Origin of the sequence: Nocardioides sp. NPDC127514 (genome assembly GCF_040302125.1) — a bacterium.
Taxonomy (GTDB): domain Bacteria; phylum Actinomycetota; class Actinomycetes; order Propionibacteriales; family Nocardioidaceae; genus Nocardioides.
The window spans coordinates 1-19128 of record NZ_JBEORF010000039.1; the positions used below are offsets into that span (position 1 = coordinate 1).

The following is a 19128-nucleotide window of genomic DNA, read 5'->3' on the forward strand; positions in this document are numbered from 1 at the left end:
GGGTCTCCAGGTCGTCGGCGGCCCGGAGGGTGGCGTTGTATTCACCGTCGGTGACGTAGGGACCGAAGCGCCGGGTCGGGCACCCGGACCCACGACGCGTTTGGTGACCGGGCGTCAGTTCGGGCGGAAGCCGAGGTCCACACCGGCGACTGCCTCGTCCCAGCGACTGGTGACGTACTTCGGTTGGGTGTAGAACCGCCATGCGCCGTTGTTCAGACCGGTGTCACCGAAGATCGAGTTCTTCCAGCCCGCCACGCTGTAGGGGGCGACCGGCACGGGGATCGGGACGTTGACCCCGACCATGCCGGCCTGGGCGTCGCGCTGAAAGCGCCGGGCGGCGGCGCCGCTGCGCGTGAAGATCGCAGCACCGTTGCCGTACTCGTTGGTGCGGATGAGCTCGAGAGCCTCGTCCAGGGTGTCGACCCGCAGCACGATCAGGACTGGCCCGAAGACCTCGTTGAGGTAGATCTCCGAGGTGGGCTCGACGCCGTCGAGGAGCGTGGGCCCGACGAAGAAGCCTCCCTCGTTGCCAGGGACGGTCTCCGTGCTCCGGTCGACGACGGGGCGGGCGCCGGCCTCGATGGCCCGGGACACCATTCCTCTGACGCGCTCCTGCGCCGCACCGCTGACCAGCGGGCCCATCTCGGCGCCCTCGGCTGCACCGGACCCCATCACGACGGCCTCGGCTCGGTCCTTCAGAGCTTTCAGCAGTGGCTCGGCGGCCTCTCCGACGACCACCGCTGTCGTGATGGCCATGCAGCGCTGGCCGGCCGATCCGAACGCCGCGGAGGTGAGTGCGTCCGCGGCTGCCTCGATCTTCGCATCAGGCATCACCACGAGATGGTTCTTCGCGCCGCCCAGGGCTTGGACACGTTTGCCGGCTTGCGCGGCGCGCTGGTAGATGCTGTGCGCCACCGGCGTGGACCCGACGAAGGAGACCGCCGCGGTGTCCGGGTGGTCGATGAGGGCCTCGACGGTCTCCTGGCGACCGTGCACGACTGACAGAACGCCGTCAGGAAGCCCCGCTTCCTTGGCGAGCTCGGCGATCCGGATGGAAGCACCAGGGTCCTGCTCGCTCGGCTTAAGGATGAACGAGTTGCCGGCCGCGATCGCCACCGCGATCTTCATCAGCGGGATCATGACCGGGAAGTTGAAGGGGGTCACCCCGACGCAGACGCCGAGTGGCTGGAGGATGGAGTAGGTGTCGATCCCCGGCCCGGTCTGCTCAGAGAACTCCCCCTTGAGCAGGCCTGGCACACCGCAGGCGAGCTCGACGGCCTCGATGCCGCGCCCGACCTCGCCCTTTGCGTCATCGAGGGTCTTGCCGTGCTCGGAAGTGACCAGGGCAGCGAGCTCGTCGGTGTGCTCTCGCAACAGGTTGCGGAACTCGTAGAGAACCTGGGCACGTCGTGTCAGAGACGTATCGCGCCACTTCGGAAAGGCGGCCATAGCCGAGCTGACGGCCTTCTTGACCACCTCGGCGTCTGCGAGCGTCACCTCGCTGAGCACCTCGCCCGTTGCAGGGTCGTGCACGGGTAGGCGCTCGCCGACGGCCTCGTGCCGTCGGCCATCGATCCAATGGGTCGTCGTCATGGTTGGGACTCTCCTCATGTCGTGGTGGTGGATGGCGGGCCGACCGCGGCGGATCGCTCCACCGCGGCCGGCACGTTTCATTGCTGAGGCCGCAGGACGACCCGGCCAGCGGCGGTGCCGTTCTGGACGGTGCTGTAGGCGGTCGACGCCTCCTCGAGCGGATGGCTCTGCGCGACGTGCGGTGGGCGGAGATCTCCATGCTCGAAGGCCGGAACGAGCGGACGGAGGACCGAGGCGGCTTCACTCACGGTCATCCTGGTGGTGTTAAGCCCGACGAGCCGAAGATCTCGGCGGTAGAAGGCTTGCGGGTCGAACTCGACTCGGGTCTCGGGCCGGGCAGCGAGAAAGCAGATGCCGCCGCCGAATCCCATGGCCGCGATGACAGAGTTCAGTAGCGGCGCGCCGACGGTGTCGACGGCAAGGTCCGCGCCGAGGCCACCGGTCGCGTCGGCGACGGCGTCGGCGAGGTCGTGGTCGCGGGTGTCGATGGCGGTGTCGACGCCGGCCTTCTCAACCCGGCGGCACTCGTCGGCGCCGAGAACAGCGCCGATCACTCGAGCACCACGGGCTTTTGCCATGCTGACCACCGCACTGCCCACGCCCCCGGCCGCACCTGTGACCAGCACTGTGGCCCCTTCGCTGACTGTGCCCGCCCTGTCGAGCGCCATCGAGGCTGCGACGTACGCGAGCCCCGCGCTTCCGGCCTCGTCGAACGACATCGCCGCCGGCTTCGGGACGACTCCGTCACACGGGAGCACGAGATGCTTGGCGTGGCTGCCGTCACGAACGAAACCCAGGTCACCTCCGCCGGTTCCCCACACCTCGCTCCCGATCAGCTCGGAGGGCCCGTCGACGACCACGCCCGCGAAGTCACGGCCGGGAACCCGGGGAAAAACGGTCAGTGGAATCAGCCCACGGACATTGACGACGTCGACCGGGTTCACGGCCGCCGCGTGAACAGCGACCAGGAGCTCATCGGGGCCAAGCGTCGGCCGCTTGACCTCGGTGGTTCTGAGGTCGTTCGGATCCGTGCCCTCAAACAGACGAACCGCTCTGCTGGATGACTCGCTCATCGTCGTGTTCACGTCCTCGCGTTCAGGCGAGAGCCGAGAAGTCTTCGACTACGGCAGTCGGGATGAGGTCATCGAGGTCGTACTTGCCGCCGCGCTCGCGCCACAGCTCGAACGCGATCTCGCGCGAAATGCGGCCGTCCCGCATCTCGAACAGGTGCACTAGACGACAGCTCAGCTTGGTCCCGACCGGGAAGTCGTGGTTGGGCATGAAGTCGCCGACCTTCTCGACGTAGGCGACCTGGTCGTCGATGACGTACGACTCGGTGGCGAAGCGGCGCAGGTTGTAGACCTTGTCGTACTTCACGGACTTGAAGATGTTGCGGTAGGCCTCGACGACGTCCTCACGGTTCGTGAGCAGGAGTCCTCGGGCTGGGATCTCCCACTTGATGTCGTCGGTGTAGAGAGCGACGGCCTTCTCGACCGACTCGGGGTTCTCGTTGTGGAAGTGTGCCTCGACGGCCGCGATGTTGCGGGCGATGACCTCCTCCGAGCTCAGCTCGGAGTCGGGACGGGTGTCGTTCCAGTCGAACTCGTAGTCCATGAGGGTTTCCTTTCGGGAGATGTTCAGGAGGGCGGCCGAGGCCGGTCGCCGGAGTATTGGGTGCCGTACGCCACCGGGTACGGCGAGGCGCCTCAGTGGGTGACCCGCTGGTCAGACGAGGTTCGTCACGCCTTCTTCGATGCCGAAGAGCGCGCGGCCGTAGACGTAGTCGCTGATTTGCGGGTCGGTCACTGCGTGGAGGCTGGCGGCCTCGAGGTCGCGCAGGTAGCGCTGCATGGGGTTGACCTCGGCGAAGGTCGATGCGCCGTGTGCGCTCACGGCGGTACGAAGCGCGTCACGAGCCGCGACGATGGCTGCGCCGGCATTCATGCGAAGCCGGGCGCGAGTCTTGTAGTCGAGAACCGCGCCGTGATGGGAAGCCTCGTCGATGGTCGCCGCGACGTGATAGGCGAGGTTGTGGGCCAAGTCGAGCTGGGAAACGGCGCGGGCAAGCTGCAACTGGACCGTCGGGGCCTCGGCCTGGCTCCCGTACGACGTGTACGCCATCCGCCGGTTCGGCGCCTTCTCGATGGCCAGGTCGACCGCTGCCTGAGCCATCCCAAGCTCGGCACCTACGAGGATGACGTTGGCGACCGGAACGAACGCGGACCGGTAGAGAGCCTCGTCCTTGAACGGCGTCGCGAAGACTCCCTGCAGCCCCTGGGAGAGCGAGAGCACACGGTGGTCTGGGACGAAGATCTCGGTGCCGACGAGCGTGTTGCTCCCCGTCCCGCGCATGCCGGCCACGAACCAGGTCTCCTTGTAGGAGAGGTCCGCCATGGGCACCAGTGCGAGACCGACGTCGACCATCTGACCCGACTCGTCGACCAGCGGGAGGCCCACCTCCGCCCACTGGCTGTGATACGAGCCGCTGGCGTAGCCCCATTCGCCGGATACGACGTAGCCGCCGTCGACGCGCTTGGACTGGGCCGACGGCGCGAAGACCGCGCAGATCCGGTTGCCCGGGTCGGTCCCCCACACGTCCTGCTGGGCCTGCTCGCTGAACGCGCCGGCCAGCCAGGAGCCTCCGTTCAGGATCATGGTGACCCATGCGGTGGAGGCGTCGGCGAGAGCGATCTCGCGTGACACCTCCAGCTTCGTGCGGATATCGACCTGAAGCCCGCCGAAGCGCTTTGGACGTGTGATGGAGAAGAGACCAGCCTCCGAGATCGCGTCGATCGACTCCTGGGCGATCCGACGATTCTTCTCGTTCTCGTCCGCGTTCGCGGCGAGGACAGGGCGGAGCTTCGCGGCTCGTGCGACGAGATCCTCGCGGAGTTCGCGATCCGCCGCCGTGGCGCTGGGTCGGTCGAGAAGGTATGTCATGGGTCGGGCTCCTCTGCTTCGACTGTGGTGGTGACGTCCGCTGTCTGCGTCGTTGGTCGACGCTCTTGCGGCTTCTGTCGCCTCATCGTGAGTGGCGTACGTCACGATCTGCTCGCCCCTAGCAGCCAAATTCAGCTCCGGTGCATGTGCCCTGGGTCCAAGGCGCGATAACCGTCCGAGGCGTCCGCGCTGCCAGGTCAACCGGCACGGAAAATGTGGACCGGCGGCCCAGCACCACGAATATGAATGTGCCGTTAACTGGCGTCCTGAGATTGGCGGCGGCGACTCCTGTCGCCACCGCGTACCAACCCCGATCGAAAGGTTGCGCCATGCTCTGGGTCACCCGATCCCGTATCCACCTCGACCGAGTCGCGTCCCCGTGGCTCGTTGACCGGTTCGTCGATGCGGAGGCGGAGTTCGGCTTCGTCGACGAGGGTCAGGAGGTGCCGGAGGATGCCATTCCGATGACGCTTCCGGGCGCCGAGCTGAGCATTCGGGACGAGAACGGTTCGACGTTCCGAAAGATCCTCCGCAAGTACGAGATCACAGACCAGGTCCTGTGGAAGATGGCTGAATGCGTCGAGGCGGGCATGGCGTTCTCGCTCCACGAGGAGCTGCCCGACTTCTCCGAGGACCTGATCCGACACGCGAAGGCAATGGCGGACTTCTCCGAGGGGATGGCTGTGCTCTACGCCGACGACCACGTGAACATTCGCCACAGCTTCCCGTTCTACGACGCGCTCTACATCAACATCTGGGCCGACCACGGTGACAGCGGCCACACGTTCGCCGAGCATCCGCGCAAGCGGATCGACGAGCTCCAGGAGGCGCGTGACTGGCCCGCTTTCTTCGCCAACGCGACCAAGCGCTCGGCCGGCAGCTCGCCGGCCTGACAACACGCCCACCATTGACTGATACGAAGGAACGGATTCGGCATGCGTTTGATCGGCTATCTCGACAACGGAACTCGGCAGATCGGTGTCGTGCAGGACGGCAAGGTCACGCCGCTGGGGCCGACCTCTGAGTTCTACCGTGACCCGGCCGCCGGGCTGCGTCGTGACCCTGCCGGCCCTCCCCTGGAGCTGGCCGACCTGGAGCAGGCTCCTGCTGTCCCGGAAACGGCACGAGTGTTCATCCTGGGCATCAACTACGACTCCCACGCCGAGGAGTCGAAGCGACTCGCAGACCTCGACAAGCCCAAGCTTCCCTTCGTGATCGGACGATGGGGTTCAACGCTCGTCGCCGACGGTACCCCGATCCCGGTGCCGCCGACGGAGGATGGCCTCGACTGGGAGTGTGAGCTCGCCGTGGTGATCGGCGACGAAGTCTGGGGCGCTCAGGAGGACACCGCGTTGGAGCACGTGTTCGCCTACACGGGATTCAACGACGTCACTGCTCGTCGCAAGCAGCTGGAGACCCCTTCCTTCACCTTGGGCAAGAACGCGGACCGGTCGGCTCCCATCGGGCCTGTGCTGGTCACGACGGACGAGCTGCCGGATGCCACCAACCTCCGGGTGCAGACCAGGGTCAATGGCGTGACCAAGCAGGACGGGAACACCAAGGACCTGATCTTCTCGGTGGGCCGGATCATCGAGTACATCACCGAGACGATGACCTTGCTGCCCGGTGACGTCATCGCGACGGGAACGCCTACCGGAGTCGGCGCCGGGCGGGTACCGCAGGAGTGGATGCACCCCGGCGACATCGTCGAGGTCGAGGTCGAGAACATCGGCGTGCTGACGAACCCGATCATCGGGCGAGACGAGCTGTGACTGCCACCCCGGACGCCGCGCAGCCGAAGCTTCCGGTGCTCGCGTCGGTGCGTGTGGCTGGCCAGTCGGCCACCGCCGCGGTCGTCCACGACTCATGCGTGAGTTCGTTGCGCAGCCTGCTTCCCGGGGCGCCGGCGACGCTCACCGAAGTGGTTCGGGCATGGGACGTTCTCGGCGACCGAGTCGAAGCCCTGCTCGCCGAGCCCGAAACAGCGACGCAGCTCGCGCGAAGCGGGATGCCGCTGAGCGAGGTCGAGATCCTCGCCCCGGTGACGGACACGCAGACATTCTGCGCAATCGGCAATTATCGCGGGCAGCTCGCTCAGGTCGCTCTGGACGTAGCGAACGACGCGGACGATCCGCGACAGATCCTGAGCGACCTGGAGCGCGGCTGGCGCGAGCGCCGCTCGACGGGGGCACCGTACGTTGCTCTCACCGGTTCGGCGCGCATCGCCGGGGCGTTCGACAACCTCGAGCTGGACGATGACGTGACCACCCTCGACTGGGAGGTCGAGCTCGCCGCCGTCATCGGCCGTCGGGCCATGCACCTTCGCCCAGAGTCCGCGCTCGAAGTGGTGGCCGGCTACTGCGTCGCCAACGACCTGACGATGCGTGGGTCGGTGCTCAGGTCAGACGTACCCGGCCTGGGCGGTGACTGGCTCGCCTGCAAAGGGCGACCGGGTTGGCTTCCGCTAGGACCCTGGCTCGTTCCGGCCGGTCACGTCCCGGATCCCGACTCCCTCGGACTCGAGCTGCGCCTCAACGGCGTCACTATGCAGGCGGAGCGTACGAGCGACATGCTCTTCAGCATCGCGGAAGTGATCGCTCATGTCTCCCAGCACACCGAGCTCCGACCCGGTGATGTCGTGTGCACCGGCTCGCCCGCCGGCTTCGGTGCCCACTACGGACGCTTCCTACGCGCCGGCGACGTGCTGGACGCGAGCGTGGCCGGTCTCGGGACCCAACGCACCACGGTCGTCAGATCGAGTGCGCCCGTACGCGCTGGCGTCCGCCAATCCGAGACCACCTGACCATCTACAGCACCGCGGGAGGACCCTGCCATGAACAGCCACCGCCCCGTCGTCATCCTGACCGACCGAGCATGGCCGGACGACTCGATCGAACGAGGCCTTCTCGACGAGGCAGGCTTCGACCTGGTCGCCGGACCTGCCGATCCGGCACCTGCCGAGGAGATCGAGAAGCTCGTGATCGAGCACGATCCCGTCGCGATCATGACGTGTTGGGCCGAGGTCTCGACGGCAGCCGTCGCCGCCTCCCCCGGTCTCCGCATGGTGGCCCGCATGGGGGTCGGTCTGGACAACATCGCCGTCGACGAGGCCACGAGCCGTGGTGTCCGCGTCACCAACGTCCCCGACTACTGTGTCGAGGAGGTCTCCGACCACGCTGTCGCGTTGGTGCTCAACTGGACCCGCGGCATCACGACGTTCAACGCTGACGTGCGCGCCGGCTCCTGGGCCCCGGCAGCTGCTCGGCTCGGGCGTACCGCATCGAAGACCATCGGTTTGGTCGGCTTCGGGCGGATCGGACGCCTGACCGCGCGCAAGCTGGCGGGTTTCGGCACCCGGATCCTGGTTGCGGATCCAGGCCTCGACGCGGCAAAGGCATCCGAGCACGGGGTCGAGGCGGCCACGCTGGATCAGCTGCTGCGCGCTTCTGACGTCGTCATCCTGCACGTGCCGCTGCTGCCCTCGACGCGTCACCTGATCGGTGCGGCCCAGCTGGCCGCCATGCGACCTGGATCCCTCCTGGTGAACGTCAGCCGCGGCGGCTTGGTGGACACCCACGCCCTGGTGGACTCGCTGGACGCGGGACATCTGGGGGGCGCGGCTCTGGACGTCCTCGAGGAGGAACCCGTCGTCGATCCGCGGCTCCTGGCTCACAGCACGGTCACGGTGACCCCTCACGTCGCGTTCTCCTCCGACCAGTCGGTCATCGAGCTGCGCACCAAGGCCACCGAGGAAGTCATCAGCGTCCTGACGGGACGTACGCCTCGATACCCCTGCAACGACCTGCCTGACGCCGCGCCCGCAACGGGCGCCGCCCCGACCCCCGACGCGAAGGGACCACTCTCATGACATCGCCGAAGAACACCCTCGGTGCTGCGATCGCCGCCGTACACGCCCGTCAGGTGTTCGACTCCCGGGGACGCCCGACGGTCGAGGTGGACGTCCTCACAGAGGCAGGAACGACCGGGCGGGCGGCAGTGCCGTCCGGAGCGTCTACCGGCACCCACGAGGCCTGGGAGCTACGCGACGGCGACGCACCGTATGCAGGGCTTGGTGTGACAACTGCCGTCGCACACGTCAACGACGAGATCGCGGCGGCCCTGAAAGGCAGCGACGTCACCGATCAGCGTGGTATCGACGCCCTCCTGACCGAGCTCGACGGCACGGACAACCTGCAGCGACTCGGCGCGAACGCGATCCTCGGCACCTCGCTCGCCGTCAGTCGTGCAGCGGCTCAAGTCCAGGGGCTGCCGCTCCACCGCTGGCTCATGTCGCTGGCCGGTACGACGGAGGCGACGATGCCCATGCCGATGGTCAACATCCTCTCCGGTGGCCTGCACGCCGGCCGTGGGATGGACGTCCAGGACTTCCTGGCCGTCCCGGCCTCCGCTACGTCGATCGACGAGGCGCTGGCCCTTGTCGGACAGATCCGCTCCGCAGCCGCCGAGGTCATGCGGGAGCGGGGGCTCACCACGCTGCTCGCCGACGAGGGTGGCCTGAGCCCCGGCCTGGAGACAGGACGCGACGCTCTCCAGCTGATGGTGGATGCCACCGAACGCGCCGGCCTGGTGCCGGGCAGGGACATCGTCATCGCGATCGATGTCGCTGCCCACTCCCTGTGGGACCCCAAACGGGGCGCCTACCACCTGGCGCGGGAAGGCCGATACCTGAGCACGGACGAGATGATCGACATGATCTGTGACTGGGTGAACGACTTCCCCGTGGTCTCCGTCGAAGACGCCCTCGACGAAGAGGACTGGGCGGGATGGACGGTGTTGACCGGCCGTCTCGGAGAACGTATCAATCTCATCGGTGATGACCTGTTCACCACGAACCGCCAGCGTCTCGGCCGCGGCATCGAGACCGGTGCGGCGAACGGCGTGCTGGTCAAGGTCAACCAGAACGGAACGCTGTCGGGAACCCTCGACGTCGTGGCCGCCGCTCGGGAAGCTGGCTACGTCCCCGTCGTCTCGGCCCGTTCGGGCGAGACCGAGGATCCGTACATCAGCGACCTGGCCGTGGCGACCGCTGCGGGACAGATCAAGGTCGGCTCCGTACGCTGTTCCGACCGTCTCTCCAAGTACAACCAGCTCGTCCGGATCGCGGAGGACACGACACTGCCGTTCGCCGGAATGGCTGGCTATCCCTACTTCCGGGCTGATGCCCACCTCGTCCCATGAGCGAGGTCGGGGTGGCCGCTGAGGCGATCCCGCGGGCCGCGCAGGACTTCCTGGTGGACGCGGGCCTGGCGACAGGTGACGACGTGCCAGTCTGGACCCCGTTGACCGGGGGCGTCTCCAGCGAGCTCTGGCATGTCCGGATCGACGACAAGGAGCTCGTCGTCAAGGGCGCCCTCGCCAAGCTGAAGGTGGCCGGCGACTGGCGCGCCCCCACCAGCCGCAACGCTGTCGAGTGGGACTGGTTGGTCTACGCGCACGATGTGGCGCCGGGCGGCGTGCCGGTGCCGTTAGCCCATGACGTCGGGCGAGGTCTCTTCGCCATGTCGTTCCTGGCGCCCGAGGAGCACCCGGTCTGGAAGGCACAGCTGATGGCTGGGACGGTGCGCCCCCGGGACGCAGCCGCGGTCGGAGACCTCGTGGGCCGTCTCCACGCCCGGAGCTCGAACGACGATGCCGCGGAATCGCACTTTCGCACCGACGACAACTTTCATGTCCTGAGGATCGAGCCCTATCTCCTCGCTACGGCCCGACGGCACCCGGATCTCACCGGGCACCTAGAGGACATCGTCGCCGTCACCACTTCGACGCACCACGCTCTCGTGCACGGCGACGTCAGCCCGAAGAACATCCTTATCGGGCCGTCCGGTCCGGTGCTGCTGGATGCCGAGTGCGCCTGGTATGGCGACCCTGCCTTCGACCTCGCCTTCGTCCTGACCCACCTCGTTCTCAAGGCGGTAATCCGGCCGAAGCACCAGGCGCAGCTGCGTGCGGCGGGACATGCCCTGCTCGAGGCGTACGGACCGCATGTCTCCTGGGAGCCGCTCGACGATGTGCTGGCTCGTGGTGGCCGACTGCTGCCCGCACTGCTGCTTGCCCGGATCGACGGCACCTCGCCGGTGGAGTATCTCGACTCTGCTCAACAAGCACGGGTGCGCAACGTCGCTCGGGCTCTGCTCGGTGCATCTATGAGGATCGACGACGTGCTCGACGAAGCGTTCACACGGCTCAGGAACGACTGACCCCCTAACCCAACAACGATCGGAAGAGACAACGATGCATGAGGTGAAGGGCGTGGTCGCCCTCGGCAAGGGTCAGCCAGTCGAACTGACCACGATCCGGGTCCCTGACCCCGGACCGGGCGAGGCACTGGTGAAGGTTCAAGCCTGCGGGGTCTGCCACACCGATCTGCACTATCGAGAGGGCGGGATCAACGACGAGTTCCCGTTCCTGCTGGGGCACGAGGCTGCCGGAGTGGTGGAGTCGGTCGGCGAGAGTGTCACGAGCGTCTCCCCTGGCGACTTCGTGATCCTCAACTGGCGCGCCGTGTGCGGCCAGTGCCGGGCGTGCAAGCGCGGTGAACTGCAGTACTGCTTCAACACCCACAACGCCACCCAGAAGATGACCCTGGAAGACGGCACGGAGCTGTCCCCCGCGCTCGGTATCGGCGCGTTCGCGGAGAAGACTCTGGTCGCGGCAGGCCAGTGCACCAAGGTCGATCCGTCCGCTCGGCCCGCTGCGGTCGGACTGCTCGGGTGCGGCGTGATGGCCGGCCTCGGCGCGGCCATCAACACCGGCGGAGCGACCCGCGGCAGGAGCGTCGCGGTGATCGGCTGCGGGGGTGTCGGCGTGGCCGCGATCGCGGGCGCCGCGCTGGCGGGTGCCAGTCCTGTCATCGCGGTCGACATCGACCCCAAGAAGCTCGAGACCGCCCGCACGATGGGCGCCACGCACACAGTCGACTCCTCACAGCAGGATCCGGTGCAGGCGATCAAGGAGATCTGCGCCAAGACGTACGCCGATGCTGAAGGAGCCGACATCGTGGTCGAGGCTGTTGGCCGACCCGAGACCTGGAAGCAAGCGTTCTACGCCCGCGACCTCGCCGGCACAATCGTGCTGGTCGGAGTGCCTACGCCGGAGATGATGGTGCCCGAACTGCCGCTCATCGATGTCTTCGGTCGCGGTGGTGCTCTGAAGTCCAGCTGGTACGGCGACTGCTTGCCCGACCGGGACTTCCCGATGCTGGTGGACCTCTATCAGCAGGGACGGCTCGATCTCGACGCCTTCGTCACCGAGGAGATCGGGATCGGAGACATCGAGGCCGCCTTCAAACGGATGCACGACGGTGACGTGCTCCGCTCGGTGGTCGTCTTCTGATGACCGTGCGCGTGGACCATGGCATCTCGTCGGGGACCTTCAGTCTCGATGGTGAAACGTTCGAGGTCGACAACAACATCTGGGTGGTGGGCGACGACACCGAGTGCGTCGTGATCGATGCACCACACAGCGTCGACGACATCTTGGCCGTGGTGGGAGACCGCACAGTCACCGCGATCGTGTGCACGCATGCGCACGACGATCACGTGCGCGTCGCCCCGGAGCTGAGTGCGAGAACCGGAGCTCCGATCCTGCTTCACCCTGCGGACCGGCCTCTGTGGGAGTTAACGCACGGCACCCCGGCCGACGCGGGCGCGGCGCGGTGGGACCGCGACCTCGCCGACGGTCAAAAGATCCCGGTCGGTGACACGTTCATCCACGTGCTGCACACCCCCGGCCACGCGCCGGGCGCTATCTGCCTGTACGCCCCGGACCTCGGCTGCGTCTTCACCGGCGACACCCTCTTCAACGGAGGTCCCGGTGCGACCGGTCGGTCCCACTCCGACGGGGAACTGATCAAAGCGTCGATCCGGTGCAAGCTCTTCACCCTGCCCAACGACACGGTCGTCCACACCGGCCACGGCGACGACACAACAGTCGGGGCCGAACGAGCACGAGCGGCCGCGGTCGAGAACCGCGAGCGCTTCCTGTCGCGGCTGCCGGGAGAGGAAGCCGTGCCGTGATCGCTCCTTAGTCACGAGAACCAACACGAGCAGTGCGGCGAACCTGGGTGCGCCCTCAGCCTTACCCCTGGCGCGCCGCAGGAGCTTATACCCAGGTTCTCCTGTCCGGTTACTGTCCGGTCGAGACTCACTACGGACAGTCGACAGCCCCCATGGCCAATCACGTTTCCCCAGGTCAACTATCAGTTTCCATAGACCGTCATCACCAACCCTTCCCGCGGGACCGCTCCCCCACTTACCGTCCTCGGGTGTCGATTCCGAAGTCGGCCAGTTGGAGTGCGAACACTCCAAGCGGCACGCGCCACGCAGATCGAGCTAGGTTCGGCAGCCGAGGGGCGGATCCTGCGGGGTTTGGGCAGATGCGGCCCTACTCCCGGCCATTCTTGGGTCCCCTGCCCGAAGCTCTCCCTCCGCCGGCATCGCCTGTGCTGCCCACGCCTGGCAGGGCCGAGACCGTGCCCTCGGCGTAGCGGAGATCGACCAGAGCAGCGGCGAGCCGCGATCTTGTCGGCATACTCGATGAGCGCGCTCGGTGCGAGTTCGGTGAACGACAGCCGGCCTGCGGATGAAAGACGTGACCAGGCTCAACTCCCCCAACTCCAGCAGTCTGGCCCGTCTGAGTTCGCGTCTCGGGCGACATTGGCACCTGATTGGCGTAGCGGTGAGCTGCTCGCGCCGTAATTGAAGTGGCGGTCCGCGGTGCACTCGTCGCCAGTCCGGTTGCGACGTTAACGGCCGATCAGCCGATTCCCCTCGGGTTATCGGGGAGCATCAAGCTGACCTGGGAAAACGAGAATTGCACCCCACGCTCGATAGTTAGTGAGAACTGGCTAGGCAGCAAACTAGGCAACCTCAAACGACCACGGTTGGAGCATGGACAACTCGAACCAGCGCCCTTCTCCCCGTGTAACTACCGCGTACCGAGACGCCGCGCGTAAAAGCGATACCCGGAGTGCGGCCCTGACGCTCGCGCTAGCCGGCGTGCCCGTCTTCCCGTGCGTCCGCGGCGGCAAGCAGCCGCTGACAGCTCACGGGTTCCACTCCGCAACGAATGATCCAAGCCGGGTGGAACATTGGTGGGCGCGGATGCCGGAGGCAAACATCGGCATCCCCACTGGGTCAGCCTCGGGGTTGGTCGTGGTCGATGTCGACGTACATCGCGGCGGCAATGGCTTCCGCAGCTTCTCTGAGGTCACTGAGAACGGCATCACCGAGCGGTGGGCCTGGATGGTACGAACGCCTTCGGGCGGCATGCACGCCTACTTCGCCGCTACCCCCGGCAAGGACCAGCCGTGTTGGTCGATCCCATCCAGGCACATCGACTTCCGTGGCGACGGTGGTTATATCGTCGCGCCACCTTCAGCAGTGACGAACCCAGACGGAAGCACCCGGCCGTACTCACTCGTGAGCTTCGGGCGCGACGCCGGGACCGTCGACTCTGTCGAGCTCAACCGTGTCCTCGCCCCACCCAAACCGCCACCACGAAGCGGACCACCGTCGAGCATGCCCCGCGCAGAGTCTTCTCCCGATCGCCTCGCGGCATGGGTCGCGAGCCGCCCCGAGGGCGCTCGTAACGGCGGTCTCTTCTGGGCTGCGTGCAGGATGGCCGAGGCCGGGCACGACTTCTCCCGGACCTCCCTATTCCTCGGCGACGCAGCACAGTCTGCCGGTCTCTCCGACACCGAAGCGTTCCGGACGATCAAGTCGGCCTACAGAATCGCCAGCCGCCTCGGACCGAGCAACACCCTCGGGAGCCGCCCGGTCCCTACGAGACCCTGAGGGAGTGTCGATGTGAGCACCGAACCCGTTCACGACACCAAGGACAGCGGCGCTGAGCCGACACCACTGGCGGTGCACCGAGACCCGTCCCAAGGCCAAACCGAGTCGGGCCCAGTACAGATCTCGAAGAGCGGCATCGCCTGGGTACGTCCCAGCGACCTTCCCACCATGATCGCCGGCCGTGTCATCGGACGGGGACTGGACCTCAAGGCCGAACTCGTACGCCGTGCCAAGCACCCAATCCGACCGCACGCACCTCGGGTACGGACCACCAGGACCGCGATCGCAGCCCCAGAGCCACCGTCAATCACGCACCGCCCAGGAGGGATCTCGCTATGAGCCTGGACTTCACCACCGCTAGCGGTCTTCGGATGCTCCTCACCGAGCTGCACTACGCCGGCCCCGACGCCTGGCGTCACGACCCTGACGCGGCTGCTCTGATGCGGTACGCCACCGACAAGTACGCCAGCCTGGCGACCAAGCACGGCCTCGAGCCCGACGATGCGGCGTACGCGGCCTTCAACGTGCTCCGCACCGACGCGGTCCGCAAAGCACACGACCCATGGGCCGTCACCACCCGCGCCGTACAGATCGCCCTCATCTACGACGAGCGCGCCAACGGACTCCTGTGCTCCACCCACCAGGCCCGCCGCGCCGAGATCTCCGCCCACCACGACGCCGACCGGTTCGGCGACCACGAAACCTCCCTACTCGACTACCACCCGGCCTTCCACGTCCAGCCCGAGGTCGACAACCTCGATCCGGAGGATCCAGAAGCGTCACAAGTGACTGTGCACGACGCATTCGAGATGACCGTGAGGCTCTTCACCGCACTGGGTTGGCCCGAGCACGCCATCCGGCACGCGATCACGTACGTCGCCTCTCGGCTCATGGACTCCGGCAACCGCGCCACCACACATGAAGCCCTGCGCAAGGATCAGCTCGCCTTACGTGTCCTCGACCTCACCCAGTCCAGCTGGACGACCCTGCTCACCACAGTGCTCGGCAAACCCCGTCCCGAGCACGAGCACACCAGGCGCGGTCACGGAATCTGGTACCGCTTCCTGCTCGGCGAGACGCCGGCCGACCTGCTCCAGGAGGACGACCTGGTCCACGCCATCTCCGCATCGGCTCCCACCGTCGACCCGCACTCGCGCTTGGAGAGGTTGCTCGCTGATGTCTGCTGAGACCCACACCGAACGCATCCTCGACGCGATCACCGTCGGCGTACGCCACCGCAAGGACCTGGGCGACATCGACGAGCTTGCCCACTCCATCAACGAGATAGGCATGCTCCAGCCGATCACGATCACACCGGACGGAGTCCTCGTCTGCGGGCACCGCCGCCTCGAGGCCGTACGCCGCCTCGGCTGGCGCACGATCAAGGTCTGGATCCGCTCTGGCATCTCCAACCGCCTCACCGAGCTCCTTGCTCAGCAAGACGAGAACAGCCTCCACAAGCCTCTCTCCCCCACCGAACAAGCCGACCTCTACACCGAGCTCAAGGCCCTCTACGCCGAGGAAGCACACCGCCGCCAAGAGGCCAGCCGATTCGGCGGCGACGTGGACAGCGCCGCGTCTTCGGCCGGAGTCAACGGTTCCGGTGACTCACCGGAACCGTCGCCCAGCTCCCGCGAGTCCCGCTACCAGGCCGCCAAGTTGGTAACCGGATCCGGCTCATACCAACGGCTCGACCGCATCAAGTTCCTCCAAGCCGTCGCCGCCGACTCGTTCCAACCACCCACCGTCCGCGAGCTGGCCACCGCCGAGCTCGCTGCCGTTGAATCAGGCAGCCCCGTCGAGCCCGCCTATCGAAAGGTCCAAGCGGCCATTGAGCTAGCTGCCCATCCATCCCCCGACGACGACAACCTCGACCGCCTCGCCACCGAAGCGTTGGCTCGGGTCAAGCAGACCAAGGCTCGCCGTGGCACCACGGCACCACCCAAGCCGTCGTCACGCATGGCTCCCCACGAGACGACGCCGCGGTACCGCACCCTCCGGTCCTTCCTCCTTACCTGGTTCGAGCTCGAGGGTTGGACCGCTCACTACGACTTGGACGAACTCGCTCGCCAGCTTTCTGACGATGAGTACGCCCGATTCGACCAAGTGATCTCCGAATCCGTCACCTTCCGCGACCGTCTGGGCGCCACGCGCCGAGCAATCCACGAATCCGCGTGACGATCGCTCCACCGAGTTGCAGCCGCCGACCCACCCCACCGCTTGCGAATGGGCCGGCGACCGGTTCGTGGGATCAGCGTCTACTCGAAGGCCCCGATCAGATAGGCCGCTCGCGCGGCGGCCTCGTCGATACATTCCTGGTCAGCCAGACAGACACGCAGGCACGACGCGGCGACCACGCCCTCGATGATCTGGCTGATCCGGTGCCCATCTGAGCGCATGCCGATGACGACCTCGACTAGCTGCAGCAGCAACGTGCCCAGCAGGTGGCCCTCCGGCGTCAAAGCTGAGTCCGGTCGAGAGGCCGCGACCTGTCCACCCCAGCGGGCGTAGGCGGCCCGGAGCTCTTCACGCGCTGAGCCGAACGGTTCGAAGACCTCCTTGCGTTGCACTTCCGGCAGCCTGCTCAGCACCCCGGCGTTGCGCGGCGCGGCGGCGAGCGTACGCACGTCGAGCACCACCAGCAGATACAGCAGCACCTCAGGCCCATTGTCGGTTTCCGCGCCGAGGATCTCGATTTTCTCGATCCTGTCTAGCGTGGGACGGATCGAACGCTGGAGCAGCTCACCGAGGACCTCCTCCTTCCCGGATGGGAAGTGGTAGTAGATCGAGGCCTGCCGGATCCCGACCGCCTCCGCGATGTCCCGGGTCGAGGTCGCCGCGAAACCCCGGTCCACGAACAGGCCTGCGGCGATGTCGAGGATCTCCTCCCGCGGCTCTAGCCACGACCGCCGATCACCGACCATCTGGGGCAGTACGCGTGGACGACCTGCGCGGCGGGCGACCATCTCACCGCGCCGCATGGTCGGATTCTCGGCGCCCCGCATCGTGTTCGTCATGTCCGATGACGCTAAATCCGGGCGGACGTACACCGGAAGAATGTTGCGAAATGTTGTGAGTCGAGATGTATTGACGCACCCTGAGCGCGCCCCGAAGATGGAAGAGATCGAGCAACAGATCGCAACCATTAAGGCAGGTGGGAAGACTATGCAGCTAACCTTCATCGGCAAGGATCCGGAGTCGAACCCGACCGGATCACCGACGATCTACCGCACGGAGACGGGATCATGGGTGGTCCAGGGCTGGGTCGTCGACGACGCCGACGCACTGGCCCAGATGAACATCCCCGAGGGCGAGACTTGTGTCGAGATCCCCGACCGGATGCTTCACTTCTTTGGGCAGGGAGACAGTGGCTTCGATAACCGATGACGAGTTCGACGACCTGCTTCGCAACTTCACCGACAGCTCCATCCACCTAGAGACCCGCGACGCATACGGCACCGCCGTCGAGCTCCCTTACATGGCCAAGTGGGCCGCCGGCGAGCACGACGACCTGACCTGGCTCGACGACTGGTGCACCACGCTCAAGGAACACACTGGCGCCGGTAAGACCGTGCGTCGTGCCCGGATCGTCTCGGAGCCGTTGAGCGACTACCAGCGCTGGTCCTACAGCATCGCCCAGCCGATGGTCGATGCCGGCGAGGACATCCGCTGGGTGCCGCGCCGCACGGTGTCGTCGGTCGCAATCCCGGGCAACGACTTCTACCTGTTCGACGACGAGCTGGTGGTCTTCCTCATCTATGCCGGCAACGGGCTCGGCGTGGACAAGGTCACCTCCATCGACCAGTACGACATCGAGCTGTGCCGAACGGCGTTCGAGAACGTCTGGAAGTACGCCATCCCTCACCGTGACTACCAACCTGTCTAGCTCAGCAGCTAAACAAGCTCGGCAAGCACTCGGCCAACGGCTACGCGACATCCGCAAGGACGCCGGCCTCACCGCCCGGGCGCTTGCCGAGCTGACCACCCAGCACTACACACGCATCAGCAAGATCGAGAACGGCGTCCAATCCCCCACCGATCAAGACATCCACGACTGGTGCACCGCCTGTCAGGCCGAGGACCAGACCGCCGATCTGATCGCAACCCTACGAGCCGTCGAGTCCGCCTACCTCGAGTACCGACGCCAAAGCCGCGCAGGCATGAAACGAGTCCTGGGAGCACACACGCTCAGCCGCTACGACCAGACCACGGTCTTCCGCATCTACGAGCACAACGTCATCCCCGGACTCTTCCAGACCCCCGAGTACGCGGCCGCGATGCTGGAGTTCTGGATCGACTTCCTCAACACCCCCAACGACGTGGATGATGCCGTCGCCATCCGCATCCAACGGCAGAAGGTCCTCAACCAGCCGCGCAAACGCTTCTCCGTGCTCATCGAGGAACAAGCACTACGCACCTGGTTCGGCACCGCCGACACCCAAGCCGGCCAACTCGAGCACCTCATCGAGGTCAGCACCCGGCCCAACATCTCTCTCGGCGTCATCCCGCTGATGACCGAACGCCAGGCCGTCGCCTCAGCCGGCTTCTGGATCTTCGACGACGCCCTCGTCGCCCTCGAAACCCCCACGGCCAGCATCGAGGTCACCCAACCCCAAGAGATCCACCTCTACACACGCATGTTCGACGTACTCAAGAACAGCGCTGTGTACGGCCACGATGCACGCAAACTCATCCGCGCGGCGACCCCATCGCGACCGTAACCACCTAGCAGTCAAAGAGCCACCGCCTCGCCTGCGGGACACCGGGCACACCTCTTCGC

Annotated in this window: 20 protein-coding genes; 14 read left to right on the plus strand and 6 right to left on the minus strand. The window is 66.5% G+C overall.

What is annotated here, in order from left to right:
* The 5 genes from ABTX24_RS26040 to ABTX24_RS26060 form a co-directional block, all read right to left on the minus strand.
* Window positions 1-202, minus strand: a 202-nt coding sequence (locus tag ABTX24_RS26040) for a topoisomerase C-terminal repeat-containing protein (RefSeq protein ID WP_350843736.1), incomplete at its 3' end; no start/stop codon positions are given.
* Window positions 115-1593, minus strand: coding sequence for a CoA-acylating methylmalonate-semialdehyde dehydrogenase (locus ABTX24_RS26045; protein ID WP_350843738.1), 1479 nt, complete (start codon window positions 1591-1593; stop codon window positions 115-117). The genes ABTX24_RS26045 and ABTX24_RS26040, both read right to left, overlap by 88 nt.
* A gap of 77 nt (window positions 1594-1670) precedes the next feature.
* Entirely contained in the window at window positions 1671-2678 is a 1008-nt protein-coding gene (locus ABTX24_RS26050) for a quinone oxidoreductase family protein (protein WP_350843739.1), read from the minus strand.
* 10 nt (window positions 2679-2688) lie between these two features.
* Window positions 2689-3207: a nuclear transport factor 2 family protein gene (locus ABTX24_RS26055; protein ID WP_350843741.1), complete on the minus strand. Its 519-nt coding sequence runs from the start codon at window positions 3205-3207 to the stop codon at window positions 2689-2691.
* A gap of 111 nt (window positions 3208-3318) precedes the next feature.
* A complete protein-coding gene (locus tag ABTX24_RS26060) occupies window positions 3319-4533 on the minus strand; it encodes an acyl-CoA dehydrogenase family protein (RefSeq protein WP_350843743.1) in 1215 nt (404 codons plus the stop codon).
* Between the two features lie 329 nt (window positions 4534-4862).
* On the opposite strand from ABTX24_RS26060, the gene ABTX24_RS26065 reads away from it, so the two are divergent.
* The 11 genes from ABTX24_RS26065 to ABTX24_RS26115 all read left to right on the plus strand — a co-directional run bounded on the left by ABTX24_RS26065 (window position 4863) and on the right by ABTX24_RS26115 (window position 16526).
* Complete coding sequence (locus ABTX24_RS26065) at window positions 4863-5426, plus strand: chromate resistance protein ChrB domain-containing protein (protein WP_350843745.1); 564 nt, start codon at window positions 4863-4865, stop codon at window positions 5424-5426.
* A 42-nt stretch (window positions 5427-5468) separates the two neighbouring features.
* Window positions 5469-6305: a fumarylacetoacetate hydrolase family protein gene (locus ABTX24_RS26070; RefSeq protein WP_350843747.1), complete on the plus strand. Its 837-nt coding sequence runs from the start codon at window positions 5469-5471 to the stop codon at window positions 6303-6305.
* Window positions 6302-7336, plus strand: a complete 1035-nt coding sequence (locus tag ABTX24_RS26075) for a fumarylacetoacetate hydrolase family protein (protein WP_350843749.1) — start codon at window positions 6302-6304, stop codon at window positions 7334-7336. Before ABTX24_RS26070 ends, ABTX24_RS26075 begins: the two co-directional genes overlap by 4 nt.
* 30 nt (window positions 7337-7366) lie before the next feature.
* Window positions 7367-8401, plus strand: coding sequence for a C-terminal binding protein (locus tag ABTX24_RS26080; protein ID WP_350843751.1), 1035 nt, complete (start codon window positions 7367-7369; stop codon window positions 8399-8401).
* Window positions 8398-9732, plus strand: a complete 1335-nt coding sequence (eno, locus tag ABTX24_RS26085) for a phosphopyruvate hydratase (protein ID WP_350843753.1) — start codon at window positions 8398-8400, stop codon at window positions 9730-9732. Before ABTX24_RS26080 ends, eno begins: the two co-directional genes overlap by 4 nt.
* Window positions 9729-10751 (plus strand): phosphotransferase family protein, encoded by a 1023-nt coding sequence (locus tag ABTX24_RS26090; RefSeq protein WP_350843755.1) that lies wholly within the window; start codon window positions 9729-9731, stop codon window positions 10749-10751. The genes eno and ABTX24_RS26090 overlap by 4 nt, the downstream gene beginning before the upstream one ends.
* A gap of 34 nt (window positions 10752-10785) precedes the next feature.
* Complete coding sequence (locus ABTX24_RS26095; protein ID WP_350843757.1) at window positions 10786-11886, plus strand: S-(hydroxymethyl)mycothiol dehydrogenase; 1101 nt, start codon at window positions 10786-10788, stop codon at window positions 11884-11886.
* Window positions 11886-12569 (plus strand): MBL fold metallo-hydrolase, encoded by a 684-nt coding sequence (locus ABTX24_RS26100; protein WP_350843759.1) that lies wholly within the window; start codon window positions 11886-11888, stop codon window positions 12567-12569. Before ABTX24_RS26095 ends, ABTX24_RS26100 begins: the two co-directional genes overlap by 1 nt.
* Window positions 12570-13442: 873 nt before the next feature.
* Window positions 13443-14348 carry a bifunctional DNA primase/polymerase gene (locus ABTX24_RS26105; protein ID WP_350843761.1) on the plus strand — a complete coding sequence of 302 codons (906 nt, stop codon included), beginning with the start codon at window positions 13443-13445 and terminating at the stop codon, window positions 14346-14348.
* A gap of 335 nt (window positions 14349-14683) precedes the next feature.
* Window positions 14684-15535, plus strand: coding sequence for a hypothetical protein (locus tag ABTX24_RS26110; RefSeq protein WP_350843763.1), 852 nt, complete (start codon window positions 14684-14686; stop codon window positions 15533-15535).
* Complete coding sequence (locus tag ABTX24_RS26115; RefSeq protein WP_350843765.1) at window positions 15525-16526, plus strand: ParB N-terminal domain-containing protein; 1002 nt, start codon at window positions 15525-15527, stop codon at window positions 16524-16526. Before ABTX24_RS26110 ends, ABTX24_RS26115 begins: the two co-directional genes overlap by 11 nt.
* 80 nt (window positions 16527-16606) lie before the next feature.
* On the opposite strand, the gene ABTX24_RS26120 is transcribed toward ABTX24_RS26115, so the two are convergent.
* Entirely contained in the window at window positions 16607-17365 is a 759-nt protein-coding gene (locus tag ABTX24_RS26120; protein ID WP_350843767.1) for a TetR family transcriptional regulator, read from the minus strand.
* Between ABTX24_RS26120 and ABTX24_RS26125 the strand changes: the two genes are divergently transcribed.
* Genes ABTX24_RS26125 through ABTX24_RS26135 form a run of 3 tightly spaced genes read left to right on the plus strand, consistent with a single transcriptional unit; the run spans window position 17364 to window position 19069 of the window.
* A complete protein-coding gene (locus ABTX24_RS26125; protein WP_350843769.1) occupies window positions 17364-17735 on the plus strand; it encodes a hypothetical protein in 372 nt (123 codons plus the stop codon). The two genes, ABTX24_RS26120 and ABTX24_RS26125, sit on opposite strands and share 2 nt — an antisense overlap.
* Complete coding sequence (locus ABTX24_RS26130) at window positions 17716-18234, plus strand: DUF6879 family protein (RefSeq protein ID WP_350843771.1); 519 nt, start codon at window positions 17716-17718, stop codon at window positions 18232-18234. Before ABTX24_RS26125 ends, ABTX24_RS26130 begins: the two co-directional genes overlap by 20 nt.
* The gene (locus tag ABTX24_RS26135) at window positions 18215-19069 is read left to right on the plus strand and encodes a helix-turn-helix domain-containing protein (protein WP_350843773.1); all 855 of its coding nucleotides are present in this window, start codon (window positions 18215-18217) and stop codon (window positions 19067-19069) included. The genes ABTX24_RS26130 and ABTX24_RS26135 overlap by 20 nt, the downstream gene beginning before the upstream one ends.
* Window positions 19070-19128 lie beyond the last annotated feature (59 nt).

Coding starts and splice junctions, on each gene's coding strand:
- ABTX24_RS26045 (WP_350843738.1), bottom strand. CDS start 1,593: ATGACGACGACCCATTGGATCGATGGCCGACGGCACGAGGCCGTCGGC.
- ABTX24_RS26055 (WP_350843741.1), bottom strand. CDS start 3,207: ATGGACTACGAGTTCGACTGGAACGACACCCGTCCCGACTCCGAGCTG.
- ABTX24_RS26060 (WP_350843743.1), bottom strand. CDS start 4,533: ATGACATACCTTCTCGACCGACCCAGCGCCACGGCGGCGGATCGCGAA.
- ABTX24_RS26065 (WP_350843745.1), top strand. CDS start 4,863: ATGCTCTGGGTCACCCGATCCCGTATCCACCTCGACCGAGTCGCGTCC.
- ABTX24_RS26070 (WP_350843747.1), top strand. CDS start 5,469: ATGCGTTTGATCGGCTATCTCGACAACGGAACTCGGCAGATCGGTGTC.
- ABTX24_RS26080 (WP_350843751.1), top strand. CDS start 7,367: ATGAACAGCCACCGCCCCGTCGTCATCCTGACCGACCGAGCATGGCCG.
- eno (WP_350843753.1), top strand. CDS start 8,398: ATGACATCGCCGAAGAACACCCTCGGTGCTGCGATCGCCGCCGTACAC.
- ABTX24_RS26090 (WP_350843755.1), top strand. CDS start 9,729: ATGAGCGAGGTCGGGGTGGCCGCTGAGGCGATCCCGCGGGCCGCGCAG.
- ABTX24_RS26095 (WP_350843757.1), top strand. CDS start 10,786: ATGCATGAGGTGAAGGGCGTGGTCGCCCTCGGCAAGGGTCAGCCAGTC.
- ABTX24_RS26100 (WP_350843759.1), top strand. CDS start 11,886: ATGACCGTGCGCGTGGACCATGGCATCTCGTCGGGGACCTTCAGTCTC.
- ABTX24_RS26105 (WP_350843761.1), top strand. CDS start 13,443: ATGGACAACTCGAACCAGCGCCCTTCTCCCCGTGTAACTACCGCGTAC.
- ABTX24_RS26110 (WP_350843763.1), top strand. CDS start 14,684: ATGAGCCTGGACTTCACCACCGCTAGCGGTCTTCGGATGCTCCTCACC.
- ABTX24_RS26115 (WP_350843765.1), top strand. CDS start 15,525: ATGTCTGCTGAGACCCACACCGAACGCATCCTCGACGCGATCACCGTC.
- ABTX24_RS26125 (WP_350843769.1), top strand. CDS start 17,364: ATGTCCGATGACGCTAAATCCGGGCGGACGTACACCGGAAGAATGTTG.
- ABTX24_RS26120 (WP_350843767.1), bottom strand. CDS start 17,365: ATGACGAACACGATGCGGGGCGCCGAGAATCCGACCATGCGGCGCGGT.